Origin of the sequence: Nocardiopsis camelliae, assembly GCF_028993595.1 — a bacterium.
Classification (GTDB): domain Bacteria; phylum Actinomycetota; class Actinomycetes; order Streptosporangiales; family Streptosporangiaceae; genus Nocardiopsis; species Nocardiopsis dassonvillei.
In genome coordinates, this window is sequence record NZ_CP118614.1 from 3,127,428 (window position 1) to 3,143,999 (window position 16,572).

Here is a 16,572-nt window from a genome sequence, read left to right on the forward strand (position 1 = left end):
CCTTCGGCCGGACCCGCGTCTACCGTGTCGAGAGGTGACCACCGCGGCACACGGCGGAGGGCGGACGGCCGCCCCGTCAGAGCACCCCCTTCAGGTAGGAGCCCGTGCGGCTGTCCGGGGCCGCCGCGACCTGTGCGGGCGTGCCCTGAGCGACGATCCGTCCGCCCCGCGATCCGCCGCCCGGGCCCAGGTCGATGACGTGGTCGGCGGTGGCCACGACCCGCATGTCGTGCTCGGCCGCCACCACGGTGGCACCCGCGCCGACGAGGTCGCGCAGGCGGCTGACGAGGACGTCGGTGTCGTGGGGGTGGAGGCCGGTGGTGGGCTCGTCGAGCAGGTAGACCGTGCCGGTGACCCGGCGGCGCTGGAGTTCGGTGGCCAGTTTGATCCGCTGGGCCTCGCCGCCGGACAGTTCCGTCGCGGGCTGGCCCAGGCGCAGGTAGCCCAGGCCCACCCCGGCGAGGGTCTCCAGGGAGCGCCGCACCGACGGCTCCTCGGTGAAGAACCCCGCCGCCTCCTCCACCGACATCGCGAGCACGTCCGCGACCGTGCGCCCCCGGTACCGCACCCGGAGGGTGTCGTCGTTGTAGCGCGAGCCGCCGCAGGTCGGGCAGGGGGCGTAGGTGGTGGGCAGGAACAGCAGCTCCACCGACACGAACCCCTCGCCCTCGCACTCCGGGCAGCGTCCCCCCACGACGTTGAAGGAGAACCGGCCGGGCCCGTAACCGAGCGCGCGGGCCTCCTCGGTGGCCGCGAACAGCTTGCGCACCGTGTCGAAGAGCCCGGTGTAGGTCGCCAGGTTGGAGCGCGGTGTCCGCCCGATGGGCTGCTGGCTGACCCACACCACCCGGCCGTGTTCGGCGGCCCGGTCCCCGATCTCCGCCAGCAGGGAGGACTTTCCCGAGCCGGACACGCCGGTGAGGGCGGTGAACACGCCGAGGGGGACGTCGGCGTCCAGCCCCTTGAGGTTGTTGCGGGCGGCCCCGCGCAGCTCCAGGTACCCGCCGGGGGTGCGGGTCGGGTGCTCCGGGACCTCGTCGCCGAACAGGTAGCGGCCGGTCACCGACTCCGGGACCTCCCGCAGGCCGGGGACCGGTCCGCTGTACAGGACGCGCCCGCCGTGCTCGCCCGCCCCCGGCCCGACGTCGACGATCCAGTCCGCGCCGCGCACCACGTCCGGGTCGTGCTCGACGAAGCACACGGTGTTGCCGCCGTCGCGCAGGCGCCGGAGGATCTTCGAGAGCGCCTCGACGTCGGCCGGGTGCAGGCCCGCGGAGGGCTCGTCCAGGACGTAGACCACCCCGAAGAGCCCCGTGCCCAGCTGGGTGGCCAGCCGGATCCTCTGGAACTCCCCGGTGGACAGGGTCGGTGCCGGTCGGGCCGCGCTCAGATAGCCCAGCCCCAGCTCCGCCAGCACCCCGACCCGTGCCGTGATCTCCCCGACCAGCGCCCCCGCCGCACCCGTGTCCTCCGCCCAGGGGCGCAGCAGGGCCACCAGCTCGGTCAGGGGCAGCGCCGCCAGTTCGGCGATGGTGTGCCCGGCGAAGGTGACCCGCAGCGCCTCCTGCCGCAGCCGCCGACCGCCGCACTCCGGGCAGGTCCGGGCGACCATGAACTCGGCGGCCCTGCGCCGCCGGGCCTCACTGGCGGAGGAGGCGTACGCCTTGAGCACCAGCCTGCGTGCGCTGCTGTACTTACCCTGGTAGGGCCGGTGGACACGGCCCGCCTCGCGGACCGGGTGGACGGTCACCACGGGCTGTTCCTCGGTGAACAGGATCCAGTCGCGCTCGCCTTGGGGCAGTTCCCGCCAGGGCCGGTGGACGTCGTACCCGAGGGTGTCGAGGATGTCGCGCAGGTTCTTGCCCTGCCAGGCTCCGGGCCAGGAGGCGACCGCTCCCTCGGCGATGCTCAACCCGGGGTCGGGCACCAGCGAAGCCTCGGTGACCTCGTACTCGACCCCCTCTCCGTGGCACGTCGGGCAGGCCCCGGCCGCGGTGTTGGGGGAGAAGGAGTCGGAGTCCAGGCGCTGCGCCCCGGGCGGGTAGACACCGGACCGGGAGAAGAGCATGCGCAGCGTGTTGGACAGCGTGGTCAGGGTGCCCACGGTGGAGCGGACCGAGGGCGCCGAGCGCGGCTGGGCGAGCGCCACGGCGGGCGGCATCCCGGTGACGTCGTCCACCTCCGGGGCCGGGAGTTGCTGGAGCAGGCGCCTGGCGTACGGCGCCACCGACTCCAGGTACCGGTGCTGGGACTCGGCGTAGAGGGTCCCGAAGGCCAGGGAGGACTTCCCCGACCCGGAGACGCCGGTGAAGGCGACCAGGGCGTCGCGGGGCAGCTCCGTGTCCACGTTCTTGAGGTTGTGGATGCGGGCGCCGCGCACCCGGATGCGGTCGTCGTGGTTGTCCATGGGACAAGGATTACCCGGTCACGGGACCGGAGAGGACCCGCAGACCCGCGGACCGCCCGGCCACGGCCAACCGCGGCGCGCACCGGCCCTCCCGCCGGGGAGGCGGGCGGGGTGGAGTCGGAACCGGAGGGTTCCCCGTCCGCGCCCCCGACAACGAGAGCCCCCCGAAGGGGCCGACTTCCCCGCGTTGCGCGGCCGTCCCCCGCGTGGAGTGACGGCGGGTGGGCGGCGTCGCACCGCCGCCCACCCTTCATCAATGCTTGGGGCTGCCTGCCGGGCATCCGGGACTGCCCGGGCCCGGGGTCAGCGGCGTGCGGCCCACACGGCGCGTTCGGTGCGCACGGCCAGGTCGTCGCGGCGCAGGATGCTGTGCGGGCCGTCGGTGTCCAGGAGCCGGTCGAGCGCGGCCAGGTCCTCCGGGGAGAGCTCTCCGGCGACGCCGGTGCGGATGCGCCGCAGGCCGCTGAGCGCGTAGCGGCCGACCGCTTCGCTCTGGGAGCCCCCGATGTTCACGGCGATCGTGCGCTCACCCTCGACCGTGAAACCGGCGGCGGTCAGCATCGGGCCCCAGTCGGCGCCCCGGTGGGGCATGTGCTCGGTGTGGAGGCGGTCGGCCGCGGCGTGGACGCGCTCCTCCAGGCCGGGCCGGTCCTCGGGGGCGTCCTCGGGCAGGAAGCGGGGGAACCCGGCCAGCTCGACGACGGCGAACAGGCCGCCGGGCGCGAGCGCGTCGTGGACGCTGCGCAGCGCGCGGTCGGGGCGGGCCATGTGGTGCATCGAGGCCGAGGCCCACACCAGGTCCGGTGAGCCGAGGTCGGGCCAGTCGGGGGCGTCGAGGTCGGCCCGCACGGTGCGCACCCGCTCCTCGACGCCGAGGGCGCGCGCCCTGGCGTTCAGCCGCTGGAGGTGTCCGTCGGAGGTGTCGACGGCCGTGACGCGAGCGTCGGGGAAGCGGTCGAGGAGGGCGAAGGTGCCCGCGCCCGTGCCGCAGCCCAGGTCCACGATCCGGCGCGGGTCCGCCGTCAGCGGCAGCCACGCGGTGATGGAGTCCGTGTGCTCAGCCAGGACCTCGGCGTCCAGGTCGAGGATCTCCGCCTGGACGTCGGCGTCGTACTCCTGGTGCTCGTGTTCCTGGTGGCCGTGTCCCCGGTGGTGGTCGTGCTGGGCGCCGTGGCCGTGCTCGTGGCCGTGGTCGTGCGGGTGCGTCTGGTTCATGTCCTCCACAGTAGGACGCCCATGCTCCCAGAGCATGAAGGTTCCCGGTTTGCGCAAGACATTGGCCGGATGTGCTGCCGGACGCGCAAGACGCGGTCCCCGCGCGGGCGGCGCGGCCGCTCCTCAGGCGTCCTGGGCCTCCGGGTCGTCCTCCTCTCGCTGGTGGCCGCGGCGGGCGTCGCGGTCGAAGATGCCCAGGATCTCGCACGGGCCGCCCTCGGCGCCGATGGCGTGCGGCGTCATCGTGGGGAACTCGGCCGCCTGGTTGGTCTCGACGCGAAAGCGCCGGTGGCCGAGCATGAGCGTCGCGGTGCCGGACAGGACGACGAGCCATTCGCGCCCGGGGTGGGCGCGCATGCGGGCCGGGTTGTCCGGCGGCGGGTCGGTCACGCGCTGGCGCACCACGCTCATGCCGGGGTCGCCCTTGACGGGCCAGCGCATCCGGCCGCGGGCGCCGTCGATCATGGGACTGATGACGACGTCGTCGTCGGCCGTCTCCACGAGCTGGTCCAGCGTGGTGTCCAGTGCGCGGGCCAGGGTGGCGAGCTGGTCCAGGGCGAGGCGGCGCCGACCGTTCTCGATGCGGCTGAGCGAGGACTGGCTCAGGTGGGCGCGGCGGGCCAGTTCCTCCAGGGACCAGCCCTGCGCCACCCGCAGAGCGCGGATGCGCCTGCGCACGAGGCCGTCCAGTTCTCCGTCTTCTTGCGTCATGAGCATTATGGTATGCCTGCTATGCAAGGGTGAGGGTGGGGGTCGGTCGCGGCGAACACGAGGGCCCAACCGGGGGAGAACACGTCCGAGGCCGGTCGTCCACAGCGCGGTGCCCCGTACCGCCGGTCCGCGCCTGGCGGACGGGCCTCATCCCCGGTGACCGGCCGCCGGAAGGGCGCTCTCCACGAGGTCGCGCAGTTGGGAGCGGGCGGTGACACCCAACTTGGGGAAGCTGCGGTAGAGGTGCGAGCCGACCGTGCGCGGGGAGAGGAAGAGCCTCTCGCTGATCTCCCGGTTGGTCAGCCCGCGGGCGGCGAGCCTGATGATCTGCTGCTGTTGCGGGGAGAGCCGGGAGAGCGCGTCGGGGACCGCGTCCGTGACGTCGAGGCCCGCGGCGCGCGATTCGGACCGTGCGCGCTCGATCCACGGGCGCGCCCCCAGACGCCGGAAGACCTCCAGAGCCTCGGTGAGCGGCCCCCGCGCCTCCGCGACGCGCCGACGGCGCCGCAACCATTCGGCGAGGTCCAGCAGGGTCTGGGCGCGCTCGAAGGGCCAGTGCTCCAGCCGCGGATCGGCCAGGGCCGCCCGGAAGTGCGCCTCGGCCTCCTCGGGGTCCGCCAGGAGGGCGCGGGCCCGGCTGATCAGCGCGCGCAGGCGGGGCGAGGCGCCGTCCCCGAGCGCGCGTGCGCAACGCTCGACGATCGCGCCGGCCTCCGCGCGCCGACCACTCCGTGCGGCGGCGACGGCCAGGTCCGCCAGGGCCGGGTGGGAGGCGTGGTAGTGCACCGGGTCGCCGTCGGCGGTGAAGACCGTGCGCAGGTGGTCGTAGGCGGTCTCGTACGCGCCGTCCGCGATCGCCGCGGCACCGAGCGCGCGGCGGGCGTAGACGGCCACGGCGCGGCTCTCCAACGGATCGACCAGGGCGAACACCTCCCCGATCCGGGCACGGGCCGCCGTCGTGTCGCCCTGATAGGCCAGCACGGTGGCGTCCACCGCGGCCGCGCACGCCATGGCGTGGTCGAGACCGGCCCTCGCCCCGACGGCGGCGGTGCGGGCACAGGCCTCGCGTGCCCGATCCCACCGTCCCTGTTCCACATAGCTCCAGGCGGCCGCGCCTTCCAGGCCCTCCGGCAGCGGCCCCCGCGACCGCCAGCCGTCGAACGCCTCGTCGAAGGCGCGGACGGCCTGCGGGGTCTCGTCCAGGAGCCACGCCATCACCGCGAGGGCGGTGAGCCGGTCGGGCCGACGCCGCGCCTGCGACGCCGAACACGCGAGCACGGACAGGTGCCCGGCCCTGTCGTCGAAGGGGTCCGAGACGGCCCTCACCCAGGCGCGCGTCCACGCCTGCGACTCCTCCTCGGGAAGCAGCCCCAGGACGGCCCGGACGCGGTGCCGTTGGGCGTCCTCTCCGGAGTAGAAGCGGACCACGGCGGCATCGGCGAGGAGGTCCAGCGCGGTGGCGGGCTGTGCGGCCGCCGCCTGTTCGGCGGCACCGGCCAGCCGGGAGAAGACCACCGAGTGGCGCACGGTCAGCACTGACAGCCGTCCGACCTGCGCGGTCAGGGAGGCCAGCAGCGACGCGTCGTCGGTGTGCGCGCGTGCCTCGGCGGCCAGTTCCTCCACCCAGGAGATGTCGCCGGTGAACACGGCCGCGGTGGCCGCTTCGACCAGCAGCCTGGCCCTGTCCCCGCGCCGCGGTGCGAGTTCGGCGGCGCGCTCCAGGATGCTGGCCGCCGCCGCGTAGCCGCCGCGGCGGAGGGCCCGTCCCGCGCTGCGCTCCAACTCCGCCGACACGGCCGCGTCGGGGCCCGTGCACGCGGCGGCGAGGTGCCAGGCACGCCGGTCCGGTTCGTCGCGCAGTATTCCGGCGAGCGCGAGGTGGGCCTCGCGCTGCGAGGCGGGGGAGGCGGCGTGGTAGGCGGCCGACCGGACCAGGGGATGGCGGAACCGGACGTCCCGGCCGGTCCGCCGCACCAGCCCGGCCCGCTCGGCGGGCAGCCACGCGTCGTCCTCGGCGTGCGGCAGTCCGGTCGGGGCGGCGATCGCGGAGTCGGCGCCGTCCATGGCGGCCAGGAGCAGCAGGGCCCGCCTGCTGGAGTCGGGCAGGCCGTCCAGACGGGCCGCGAAGACCCGCTCCAGGTGGTCGGTGAGCGGGAGCGGGCCCGAGGAGGGCGTCCTGGCGGGCGCGTCGGGTGCGGCGGACGCCCTCGCCAGTTCGGTCAGGGCCAACGGGTTCCCGCCGGCCTGGTCGAGGATCCGTGCCCGGGTCCGGCCGACGGGGCTGCCCGGCTGCATGTCCAGCAGCCGGTCGGCGGCCTCGTCGCCGAGCGCCCCCAGGGTGAGCGTCGGCAGATGGCGGTCCAGCCCCGCAATGCGGGCGCCGGCGCGGACCCCGAACAGCATCGTGACCGGTTCGCCCTCCAGCCGTCTGGCGGCGAAGGACAGCGCGTCCAGGGAGGCGCGGTCCGACCACTGCGCGTCGTCCAGCACCACGAGCAGGGGGCGCCGCTCACCCAGGGCCGAGAACAGGCCCAGGACGGCGACCCCGACGAGCATGAGGTCGGGTTCGGCCGTGGCCGACCCCGCACCGAAGGCGTCGCGCACCGCAGCGCGCTGCCTCTGCGGCAGCGCGTCCACCTGGGCCGACACGGGCCTCAGCAGCTGGTGCAGCGCGGAGAAGGCCAGGCTCGACTCCGACTCGCTGCCCTCGGCGCGCAGCACGAGAGCGCCGTCCGCCCGGGCCCGGCGCGCCGCGGAGTCCAACAGCGCGCTCTTGCCCGTGCCCGGGTCGCCGACCAGCACCAGACCCCGCTCGGCCGACGCGGAGTCCACCGCACGGAAGAGGCGCGCCAGTTCCGCGTCCCGGCCGACGATCGGGTCCGCGGGGTCCCGCCCCGGCCCCGCGATCGCACCGGAACCGCCTGCGTGCTCGCCCACGGGGTCTCCAGGAGTCGTGGCTCCCCGGTCGGAGCCGCCTTGCCTCGGCCCCCAGGCTACAAGCGGCGCAGCCGCTGCCGGGGCGTGTGCGCAGGTGCAGTCACGTGACGGATACCGCGTGCACCGGGGCCGCCCGTAGGGTCCCAAGAAAGCATCCGAATTACTGGGGAACCCTCATGGAACAAATGCAACTCGGCAATGTCACGATCACCCGGGTCCGGGAGTACTACGGTTCCGTGGAAATGACGCCCGACACCTTCTTCCCGGAGGTGTCCAAGGAGGTCTGGAACGACGGAACCCCCTTGCTGAGCCCGTATTTCGTGGATTTCGAGGCCAATACGGTGAACTCGGCGATCCAGACCTGGGTACTGCGCAGCGGGGGAAAGACCATTCTCGTCGACACCGGTGTGGGAAATCACAAGGAGCGCCCGTACGCGCCCGTGTGGAGCCGTCTCGAAACCGGATTCCTGGCCAATCTCGCCCGCGCCGGAGTCGCGCCCGAGGACGTGGACATCGTGGTCAACACACACCTGCACATCGACCATGTGGGCTGGAACACGTACCTGGACGGCCGGAACTGGGTGCCCACCTTCCCCAACGCCACCTACCTGGTGCCCAAGGACGACTTCGACTTCTGGAACCCCGCCAACGGCCACCAGCCGCGGCTCGGCCGCGGCAACCAGAACGTCTTCGAGGACAGCGTGGCCCCCGTGCACGAGGCCGGTCAGACGCTGCTGTGGGAGACCAGCCACCGGATCGACGCCGACCTGCGCCTGGACGCCGCCCCCGGGCACACCCCCGGCTCCTCCGTGCTGACCCTGGCCTCCGGAACGGACCGGGCCGTGTTCGTCGGCGACCTGCTGCACAACCCGGTGCAGATCCTCGAACCGGACGCCAACAGCTGCTTCTGCGAGGACCCCGCGGGCGCCCGCGCCACCCGCCGCGAGGTCCTGGGCAGGGCGGCCGACGACAACGCCCTCGTGATCCCCGCGCACCTGGGCGGCCACGGCGCCGCCGAAGTGGTGCGCGACGGAGACAAGTTCGCCGTCAAGGGCTGGGCCCCCTTCGCCCCGTACACCGACCAGGGCTGAGACCAGCGGAAAGGCATACCTGTGAACCACCACCCCGACCCCGTCGTGACCACCGCGCAGGGAGCGGTCCGCGGCCGGCGCCGCGACGGCACCGCCGCCTTCCTGAACATCCCGTACGCCGCACCTCCCCTCGGCGCCGACCGGTTCGCGCCGCCGCGACCCCACGAGCCCTGGGACGGCGTACGGGACGCCGCCGTGCCGGGCCCCAACGCGCCGCAGGCCGAACGCGGACTCGGCGGCGTGGACATGTCCCCCTACTTCGGCGACGGTTGGAGCCGCGGAGACGACTACCTCACCGTCAGCGTCTGGACGCCCGAGACCGCGGACGGCGGCCTGCCCGTCATGGTGTTCGTCCACGGCGGGGGGTTCGTCGCCGGTTCGACACGCTCGGACATGTACGACGGCAGCGGCTTCGCCCGTGACGGCGTCGTACTCGTCACCCTGAACTACCGGCTCGGCATCGCCGGGTTCCTCGACCTCCCCGGAGCACCCGCCAACCGCGGCCTGCTCGATGTGGTCGCCGCGCTGCGCTGGGTCCGCGAGAACGCCGCCGCCTTCGGCGGCGACCCGGGCAACGTCACCCTCTTCGGCCAGTCGGCCGGGGCGACCATCGTCGGCGCCGTCCTGGCCACCCCCGAGGCCACGGGCCTGTTCCGCCGGGCCATCGTCCAGAGCGGCAGCGGATTGGGGGCGTTCACGACCGAGCAGGCCGCCCGCGTCACCCGCGCCGCGGCAGACCTGCTGGGCGTGCGGCCCGACGACGACGCCTTCGCCCAGATCCCCGACGACCGCCTGGTCGAGGCCGCCTCCAAGCTCGCGGGCATCGACCTGCGGACCGGGACCCACCGCGACCCGCTGATCGGACTCAGCCCCTTCAGCCTGGTCCTCGACACGCAGCCCGCCGAATCCGTCGCCGCCGGGCTCGGCGCGGACGTCGACCTGTTCATCGGCACCAACACCGAGGAGGGGAACCTCTACCTGGCCCCCGTCGGCCGCTACTCCACCTCGACCGCGTCCGACGTCGACGCGGCCGCCGCGCGCTCGCACCCGGACCCGGCGCGGCTCGTCCAGACGTACCGCGGGGCACGCCCCGGGGCGTCCTTCGGCGAGCTGCGGTCCGCCATCATGGGCGACGCGCTGTTCGGCGCCGGCAGTTGGGCCCTGGCCAGCGCCCACGCCCGCCACCCCGAGTCCGCCACCTTCGGCTACGAGTTCGCGTGGCGCTCCGACGCCCTGGGCGGAGAACTCGGCGCCGCCCACGCGGTCGAGCTGCCCTTCGTCTTCGACCTCGCGCACCTGCCGCGGTTGCGCGGACCGGGCGGTCTGCTGGGGCGCGGCGATCTCCCCGCCGACTTGGCCGCCCGCGTCCACCAGACCTGGATCCGGTTCGCCAGGACCGGCGACCCCGGCTGGACCCCCTACGACAACGAGCGCCGGGCCACGATGCGCATCGACACCGAGTGGGTCCAGATGGACGACCCCCGGAGCGCGGAGCGGCGGGCCTGGACGACGCCGTGAGGAACAGCCCCCGCTAGTGCCGTGGCCGGGAAGGTTCGCCCGGGTGCCCTCACGCCGCTACGGATAGCGGTCGGCCTCCCCAACGAACACCCTTCTCGCTGCGTACCCGGGCGCGTTCACGGCGCTGGGCCGCGAGCACGTCCGGGTCGCGGGCGTTGGCGTTGCGCCACCGTAGATAGGCGTGCAGCGCCCGCGTTTGCACCGTGTGGTTGGGGTGGTGGGAGTTGGCGATGGTGAACTGGCGCAGCGGCCCGAAGTGCGCCTCGATCGGGTTGGCCCAGGAGGCGTAGGTGGGGGTGAAGCACAACTCGACCTTGTTGCGCTGGGCCCAGGAGCGGATCGTGGGGCCCTTGTGTGCGGACAGGTTGTCCATGATCACGTAGATGGGGGCGCCGTCCGGGCGGGCGGCCCGGATCGTCTTGAGCGCGGTGAGTGTGTTGGCTGCGCCCTTGCGCCGGTGGTTGATGCCCCACAGGGTGTCGTCTCCCACCGAGTAGCAGCCGTGGAAGTAGGTGACGCCATGGGTGCGCCGGTAGGTGGCCGGAAGGCGGTGCGGGCGGCTCTTGCGGGCCCAGCCCGTCCCGGCGGTGGGCCGGATGCCCAGCGGTCCGAACTCGTCGAAGGCGAAGACCCGGTCGGCGAAGTGCTCCATGACGTGCTCGATGCGGTCGAGTTTGGCATCGGCCTCGGGGTCGGGCGAGTCCTTCCAGGTCGTGGTGCGTTGGAAGGTGATGCCATGCCGGTGCAGGAGCGTTCGCAGGGTCTCGCGGCCCATGCGCAGGCCCGGTCCGGGCCGGTGGGCCAGGTGGGCGGCGAGTTTGCGCAGCGACCAGCGGGTGAAGGGCTGGCCGAGCTTGGTCGGGCGGGTGGTGGCCGTCTTCAGGACGAGGTCTTCCTCGTCGGGGGTGAGTAGGCGGGGACGGCCTCCCGCCCATTTAGGGTCCAGGCAGCTCAGCCCTTGGGTGTTGAAGGCGTGGATGACCTCGCGCACGGTCTTCTCATCAGCGGCGACCAGGCGGGCGATGACGGGGGCGGTGTTGCCGCTGGCCGAGGCCAGGATGATCATCGCTCGCCGGTAGCGGACGGTGTTGGTGCTGCCCCGGCGGACGATGCGTTGGAGTTTTTGGCCCTCGGGGTTGGTGAGTCTGCGGGCTTTGAGGGGTGCGGACACCGCGGCTCCCAGGGTTGACTGCTGGTGTTGCGGTCAACCCTGGCATCGATCACTGACCCGGGCGAACCTTCCCGGCCACAGCACTAGGTGTATTGACCACTGAGGTTGGTAACACCCGCCCCGCCTGACACAAGCGAAGAGGGCCTCCGGCAACGGTGTGGATTGCGACATCTACCACCGGACCGGAAGGCCCTCGATGCCCCACACTACCCACGCCGACGCCCGCCTCACCCCCGCCGGACGCCTCGCGCTGGCCCGATGCGTGGTCGAGGACGACTGGCCGCTCAGGTCAATACACCTAGCGCCGTGACGAGGGCTCGGGGACCGCGAGGCCGAGCTGGAGGCGGGTGAGCTTGTCGTGGTCCAGGGTGCCCGGCTCCGCGCTGAACATGACCACGCGCAGGTCGGTGCCCGGCACGGCCAGGGTCTGGCAGTCCAGGTCGAGCACGCCGAGTTCGCCGTGGTGCACGCGCTTGCGCAGCGTCGCACGCGGACGCACGTCGTGCCGCCGCCACTGCGCCGCGAACCCGGGATCGCGCTCGGCGAACTCGCCGACCAGCCGCCGCAGCGCGGAGTCGTGCGGGCGGCGGGCCAGCGCCTCGCGAGTCTGTGCCGCCGTCTGCGCCTCGAACCCGCCCGCCGACTCCGGCGGCGCCGAACACACCGTCCCGCCCAGGCGCATGGACAGCCGCAGCACGTTGCGCTCGGCCGGGGCCAGCGCAGCGAAGTCCGTGATCAGCGCGGACGCCAGGCCGTTCCAGGCCAGGACGTCGTGGCGGGCGTCGCAGACGTAGGCGGCGACCGGGCCGAGCCGCTCCAGCAGGGCGAGCACCCCCGAGGGGACCTGTTCGGTCGGGCCGGGCCGTGCGGGCGGCGCGTGCCCGGCGAGCCGGGACAGGTGCGCCCGCTCCGCCTCCGACAGCGCCAGGGCCCGCCCGATCGCGTCGATGACCTGCGGTGACGGGCGCGGAGCCCGGGCCTGCTCCAGCCGCTCGTAGTAGTTCACCGAGACCCCGGCCAGGTCGGCGACCTCCTCGCGCCGCAGCCCCGGTGTGCGCCGCGCGCGTCCGCCCGCGGTCTCGGGCAGGCCGACGTCGGCCGGGCGCAGGGCCTCGCGGCGGGCGCGCAGGAATCCGCCGAGTTCTCGTTTGTCCACGCCCCCAGCCTGCCACGCGCGCGATCGGCCGACCACGGACCACTGGTCCGGGGACGACGCCGCCGTTCCCCCGCGCGGCGAGCCCCGCCAGTGTGACCGAGGACGGGCCGAACGACACGGACCGGACGAAGCAGACGCAGACGGACCGAACATCCGAAGGGACCGAAGACATGAGCATCCTCGTCACCGGCGGCACGGGCAACACCGGCCGCCCCCTCACCGAGGCGCTGCGGGCCCGCGGCGCGCACGTGCGCGTTGCCAGCCGCAGGCCGGAACCCGGCGGCGTGCCCTTCGACTGGGCCGACCCCGAAACGCACGCCCGGGCACTCGACGGCGCGCGGGCCCTGTACCTGGTGCCGCCGCCGATGACGCTGGACCCCATGCCGACGGCCGGGCCGTTCCTGGAGGCGGCCCGGGCCGCCGGGGTGCGGCGCGTCGTGCTGCTCGGTTCGCTGGCGCGGCTGTCCGAGGCCTCCGGCGTCGCGGAGCTGGGCGAGGCCGTGCGGCCCTTCCCGGAGTGGGCGGTGCTGCGTCCGTCGGGGTTCATGCAGAACTTCACCGGGGCGCACCCGGTGGCGGCGGGCATCCGCGAGCGCGGCGAGATCCGCTCGGCGACCGGCGAGGGGAAGCTGGGGTGGATCGACGCCGCCGACATCGCGGCCGTCGCGGCGCAGCTGCTCCTGGCGCCGGGGCCGGTGGCCGACGAACACGTGCTCACCGGTCCGGAGTCGTTCGGGTACGCGCGGGCGGCGGCGGTCATCGCCGGGGCCGCCGGTCGGCCGGTGCGCCACACGCCCGCCCCGGCGGCCGAACTGGTCCGGCGCAACCTGGACGCGGGCATGCCCGAGCCCTTCGCCTCGGCGCTGGTCCGGGTGGACGCCGACATCGCCGGGGGCAGCGAGGACCTCGTCACGGACACGGTCCAGCGCCTGACCGGCCGCCCGCCCCGCGCCTTCGCCGACTTCGTCCGGGCCCGCCCGCGGGAGTGGTCCGCGGCGTGAGCGGCGTGGCGGGCCCGCGACGGGCCCGCCCCGCGGTCGGCGGTCCGGTGCCCTCGCCCGTCCCCGGGCCCGCCTCGACCCCGACCCCTCAGGCGGACCGGTGCCCCCGGGCTCGCCCCCGCACGCCGGGGCGAGGCGAGGCCATCGCGCTCAGATGCCCTGGTGTACGTTGTCCGAGGTGGTCGTGTCCGCTGCGGGCCGGTGCAGGCGAAGAGCCCCCGGCGCCGGCGCCCCGCCGGTACCGGCCGCCGCGGGACTCGTCCCGCTCCTCGAACGGACACGAGCGTTTCCGGCCTGACGGCCCTGCGCGGGCATGGCGGACACGCACCGGGTGTGCCCGCCCCGGCCGGGGCGCGTGCGGGCGGGCCCGCGAGACAAGGAGCCGCTGTGGGCGATGGTTCTGGTACTTACAGCGGTTCGGCCGGTCCGTCGGATCGGCACCGCTTCCTCATGGAGGCGCTGGACCGCGTGAACGCGGGCGTGTACGCCGTCGACGAGGGGGACCGCCTGGTCGCGGTCAACGCCACCGCTCTGCGCCTGCTGGCCCGATCGGCGGACGAGATGCTCGGGCACGACGTCCGATCGCTGCACCGGGACGCCCGGGGCCGGAAGGCCGTCGAGGAGGCGGACGACGCCTCCCACGGGAGACCCTCCGGCCCCTTCCCCCGCGCTGGGGAGTCCTGGTTCGAGCGCGGCGACGGCACGCTCCTCCCCGTGTCGTGGTCCGCCGTCCCCTGTGAGCCCGACGGTTCCCGGATCGCGGAACTGGTCTTCTTCCAGGCCGTCGAACAGGACGGGGGGAACCCCGAGCGAACCGCCTTCCCCCGCCGGACACTGTCGGAAACGGAGCGGCTGGCCCTGCTGGCCGACACCACCGCACACCTGATCAACAACGTGGACGTGGAGAAGTCCCTGCTCCGGGTGGTGGAGCTGATGCTTCCACGCCTCGCGGACTGGGCGATCATCGACCTGATCACCGAAGGCGACGAGGTCTTCCGCTCCCTGGTGGTTCAGGCGGACCAGGGCAGGCCCACGGTGCGCGAGGACCTACAGGGTCCGATGCCCCCGGTGCCCGAAACCTCCAGCATGCCCCTGTCCAAGGCACTGCGGGGCGCCGCCTCCACCCTCGTCGACCGTGAGATCTACGCCGGTCCGCCCGACACCGGTATCGCGGTGGAACAGCGCAGGCTGTTCGAGGCGACGGGCATCAACACCGCGGCCATCGCCCCCGTCCGCGGGCCCCGTGAGGTGCTGGGCGCTCTGACCCTGGGGCGCACGGGCTCGCAGCACCCCTTCACCCGCGACGACCTCGCCCTTCTGGAGGACATCGCCCGGCGCGTCGGCCTGGCCCTGGAGAACGCGCGCCACCACCAGCGCCAGCGCCAGGTCGCCGAGACCATGCAGCGCTACCTGCTGCCCCAGCTCCCACGGCTGTCGGGAGTGGAGATGACCGCCCGGTACCTGCCCGCACCGGACGTCTCGCACGTCGGCGGCGACTGGTACGACGCCTTCCCCCTGCCCAACGGCGACACGGCCCTGGTCATCGGTGACGTCGTCGGCCACGACCTGGACGCGGCGGCCGGGATGGCCCAGCTCCGCAACATGCTCCGGGCCTACACCTGGGCCCGGGAGCAGTCCCCCCACCGCACGCTCGAACGCATGGACCAGGCCCTGGAGCGCATCAGCGACGTCCACATGGCGACCCTCGTCCTGGCCCACCTGACGGTCGACGAGGCCGGACGGTGGGGACTGCTGTGGTCGAGCGCCGGGCATCCCCCGCCCCTGCTCGTCCACCACGACGGCATCACCCGCTACCTCGAAGAGGGAAGCGGGGTCCTGCTCGGCACGGGGATGGCGCGGCCGCGCGCCGACGCGCGCATCGTCCTGCCTCCGGGATCGACGCTCGTGTTCTACACGGACGGCCTGATCGAAGCCCGGGGGCAGTCACTGGACACGGGCCTCAGCCGCATGCGCCAGCACGCGGCCTCCCTCGCGCACCGACCCCTGAACTCCTTCGCCGACCAGCTGCTGGAGCGCGCACGGCCGAGCGGCAACGACGACGACGCCGCCCTGCTCGCGATCCGCGTTCCGGCGGCTCCGACCGGCGGCTGAAGCGGCGGCCGCCCGGAAAAGGGGGCCGGAACCGGGGCCTCCGTCCCGCACGTGCGCACACCCGCCCGGACCCGTCCGGCATGACCACGCCGCGAGGACCTCCGACGACCCGGACGCCCCGTTCCTCGGCGGACCGGGAGGGAACGGCGTTTCCGAGACCGCGCCCACCGGGTCCCCGCAAGGCCCCCATCCCTTCTTTCGGGTCTCTCGCTCCCGTCCGCGCGAACCCGTTATCCCTCTGCGAAAACCTTGGTGACCTGGTTGTTCCCCCCGGTTCTCCCCGGTTTAGGAGTACTGCCTTACCACTGATGTCCGTATCTGGCCAGACTCTTGACGGGGTACTTCCCCTGCCATAATTTCTACTCAATCACCTGAGGGTTGAATTTGGAGGCCGAAGATTTCCGATCATCCCCCCTCGGCGTCTCCCCTGGAAGCCTATGAAGAGCTTGCCAGTCAATACGACGCGACATCGAGAACTCCTGACTACTACCGATGGATGAACCTGTTCAGTGACCTCCTGAAAGAATTCGGCGCTCCCGGAGAAAGGCTGGCCGATCTCGGCTGCGGCACCGGAAACAGTTCTGTGGAACTCCATAAGAACGGATACAGGGTAACCGGAGTCGACCTCTCTCCCGCGATGGTGTCGGTAGCGGAGGGCAAAGAGGAGATGCGGGGGATCGATTTCCTCGTGGGAGGGTTGGCGGATCTCCCCCTGCCGTCCGGGAGATTCGACGCCGTGGTCTCCGCGGGCGAGGCGTTCCACTACCTCTCGGGGGACGAGGAGCTTGACGCGGCCTTCGCCGAGGCCGCGCGGGTGCTGGTGCCCGCCGGACTCCTGGTCGTGGAAGTGAACACCGAGCTGTCCTTCCGCGTGCTCTCCCAGGCTCCCAACATCCGCCGTTCCGACGACGGGTTCATCGCCTTCTCACCGCTGGCGCCGACCGGTTTCGTTCCCGGCGGATCCATCGACCTGGAGGCGGACTCCTTCGCTCGGGTGCGGGGCGGTGAACTGTGGGAACGCTCCATCACGCGGCACCGGCTGCGTCACCTGACGCATGAGCGCATCCTCGAAGGCATCGCCTCCGCCGGTCTGGAGTTCGTCTGCGTCCGGGGCTTCCACGCGGGAGCGCTGGAGGAGGGCCTGGACAACGGGAAACACCCCAAGGCTCTGTACGTCGCCAGGCGTACAGATTCCGCGGACTGACTGCGGAAATCCCCCCGTTGGATCGTGGATCCAACAGCTAAGGAGAAGA

At 73.3% G+C, this 16,572-nt stretch carries 11 protein-coding genes; 5 read left to right on the top strand and 6 right to left on the bottom strand.

Annotation, left to right across the window (positions count from 1 at the left end; all coding sequences use genetic code 11):
• Positions 1–76: 76 nt before the first annotated feature.
• From PV789_RS13670 to PV789_RS13685, 4 genes are all read right to left on the bottom strand, one after another.
• Positions 77–2,407, bottom strand: coding sequence for an ATP-binding cassette domain-containing protein (locus PV789_RS13670; RefSeq protein WP_274977788.1), 2,331 nt, complete (start codon positions 2,405–2,407; stop codon positions 77–79).
• A 303-nt stretch (positions 2,408–2,710) separates the two neighbouring features.
• Positions 2,711–3,622: a class I SAM-dependent methyltransferase gene (locus PV789_RS13675; RefSeq protein ID WP_274977789.1), complete on the bottom strand. Its 912-nt coding sequence runs from the start codon at positions 3,620–3,622 to the stop codon at positions 2,711–2,713.
• A 123-nt stretch (positions 3,623–3,745) separates the two neighbouring features.
• Positions 3,746–4,333 (bottom strand): XRE family transcriptional regulator, encoded by a 588-nt coding sequence (locus PV789_RS13680; protein WP_274977790.1) that lies wholly within the window; start codon positions 4,331–4,333, stop codon positions 3,746–3,748.
• A 147-nt stretch (positions 4,334–4,480) separates the two neighbouring features.
• Positions 4,481–7,270, bottom strand: coding sequence for a helix-turn-helix transcriptional regulator (locus tag PV789_RS13685; RefSeq protein WP_274977791.1), 2,790 nt, complete (start codon positions 7,268–7,270; stop codon positions 4,481–4,483).
• A 185-nt stretch (positions 7,271–7,455) separates the two neighbouring features.
• Between PV789_RS13685 and PV789_RS13690 the strand changes: the two genes are divergently transcribed.
• Together PV789_RS13690 and PV789_RS13695 are read left to right on the top strand one after the other, a co-directional pair.
• A complete protein-coding gene (locus tag PV789_RS13690) occupies positions 7,456–8,361 on the top strand; it encodes an MBL fold metallo-hydrolase (RefSeq protein WP_274978133.1) in 906 nt (301 codons plus the stop codon).
• Between the two features lie 21 nt (positions 8,362–8,382).
• Positions 8,383–9,879, top strand: a complete 1,497-nt coding sequence (locus PV789_RS13695) for a carboxylesterase/lipase family protein (RefSeq protein WP_274977792.1) — start codon at positions 8,383–8,385, stop codon at positions 9,877–9,879.
• A 49-nt stretch (positions 9,880–9,928) separates the two neighbouring features.
• Here the strand turns inward: PV789_RS13695 and PV789_RS13700 are convergent, their stop codons facing one another.
• Positions 9,929–11,050 (bottom strand): IS630 family transposase, encoded by a 1,122-nt coding sequence (locus PV789_RS13700; protein ID WP_274973572.1) that lies wholly within the window; start codon positions 11,048–11,050, stop codon positions 9,929–9,931.
• A gap of 298 nt (positions 11,051–11,348) precedes the next feature.
• The gene (locus PV789_RS13705) at positions 11,349–12,206 is read right to left on the bottom strand and encodes a helix-turn-helix transcriptional regulator (protein ID WP_274977793.1); all 858 of its coding nucleotides are present in this window, start codon (positions 12,204–12,206) and stop codon (positions 11,349–11,351) included.
• 170 nt (positions 12,207–12,376) lie between these two features.
• On the opposite strand from PV789_RS13705, the gene PV789_RS13710 reads away from it, so the two are divergent.
• The 3 genes from PV789_RS13710 (at position 12,377) to PV789_RS13720 (ending at position 16,523) form a co-directional block, all read left to right on the top strand.
• Positions 12,377–13,207, top strand: a complete 831-nt coding sequence (locus PV789_RS13710; protein WP_274977794.1) for an NAD(P)H-binding protein — start codon at positions 12,377–12,379, stop codon at positions 13,205–13,207.
• A 387-nt stretch (positions 13,208–13,594) separates the two neighbouring features.
• Entirely contained in the window at positions 13,595–15,319 is a 1,725-nt protein-coding gene (locus tag PV789_RS13715; RefSeq protein WP_274977795.1) for a SpoIIE family protein phosphatase, read from the top strand.
• Between the two features lie 496 nt (positions 15,320–15,815).
• The gene (locus tag PV789_RS13720; protein ID WP_274977796.1) at positions 15,816–16,523 is read left to right on the top strand and encodes a class I SAM-dependent methyltransferase; all 708 of its coding nucleotides are present in this window, start codon (positions 15,816–15,818) and stop codon (positions 16,521–16,523) included.
• The last annotated feature ends 49 nt before the right edge of the window (positions 16,524–16,572 follow it).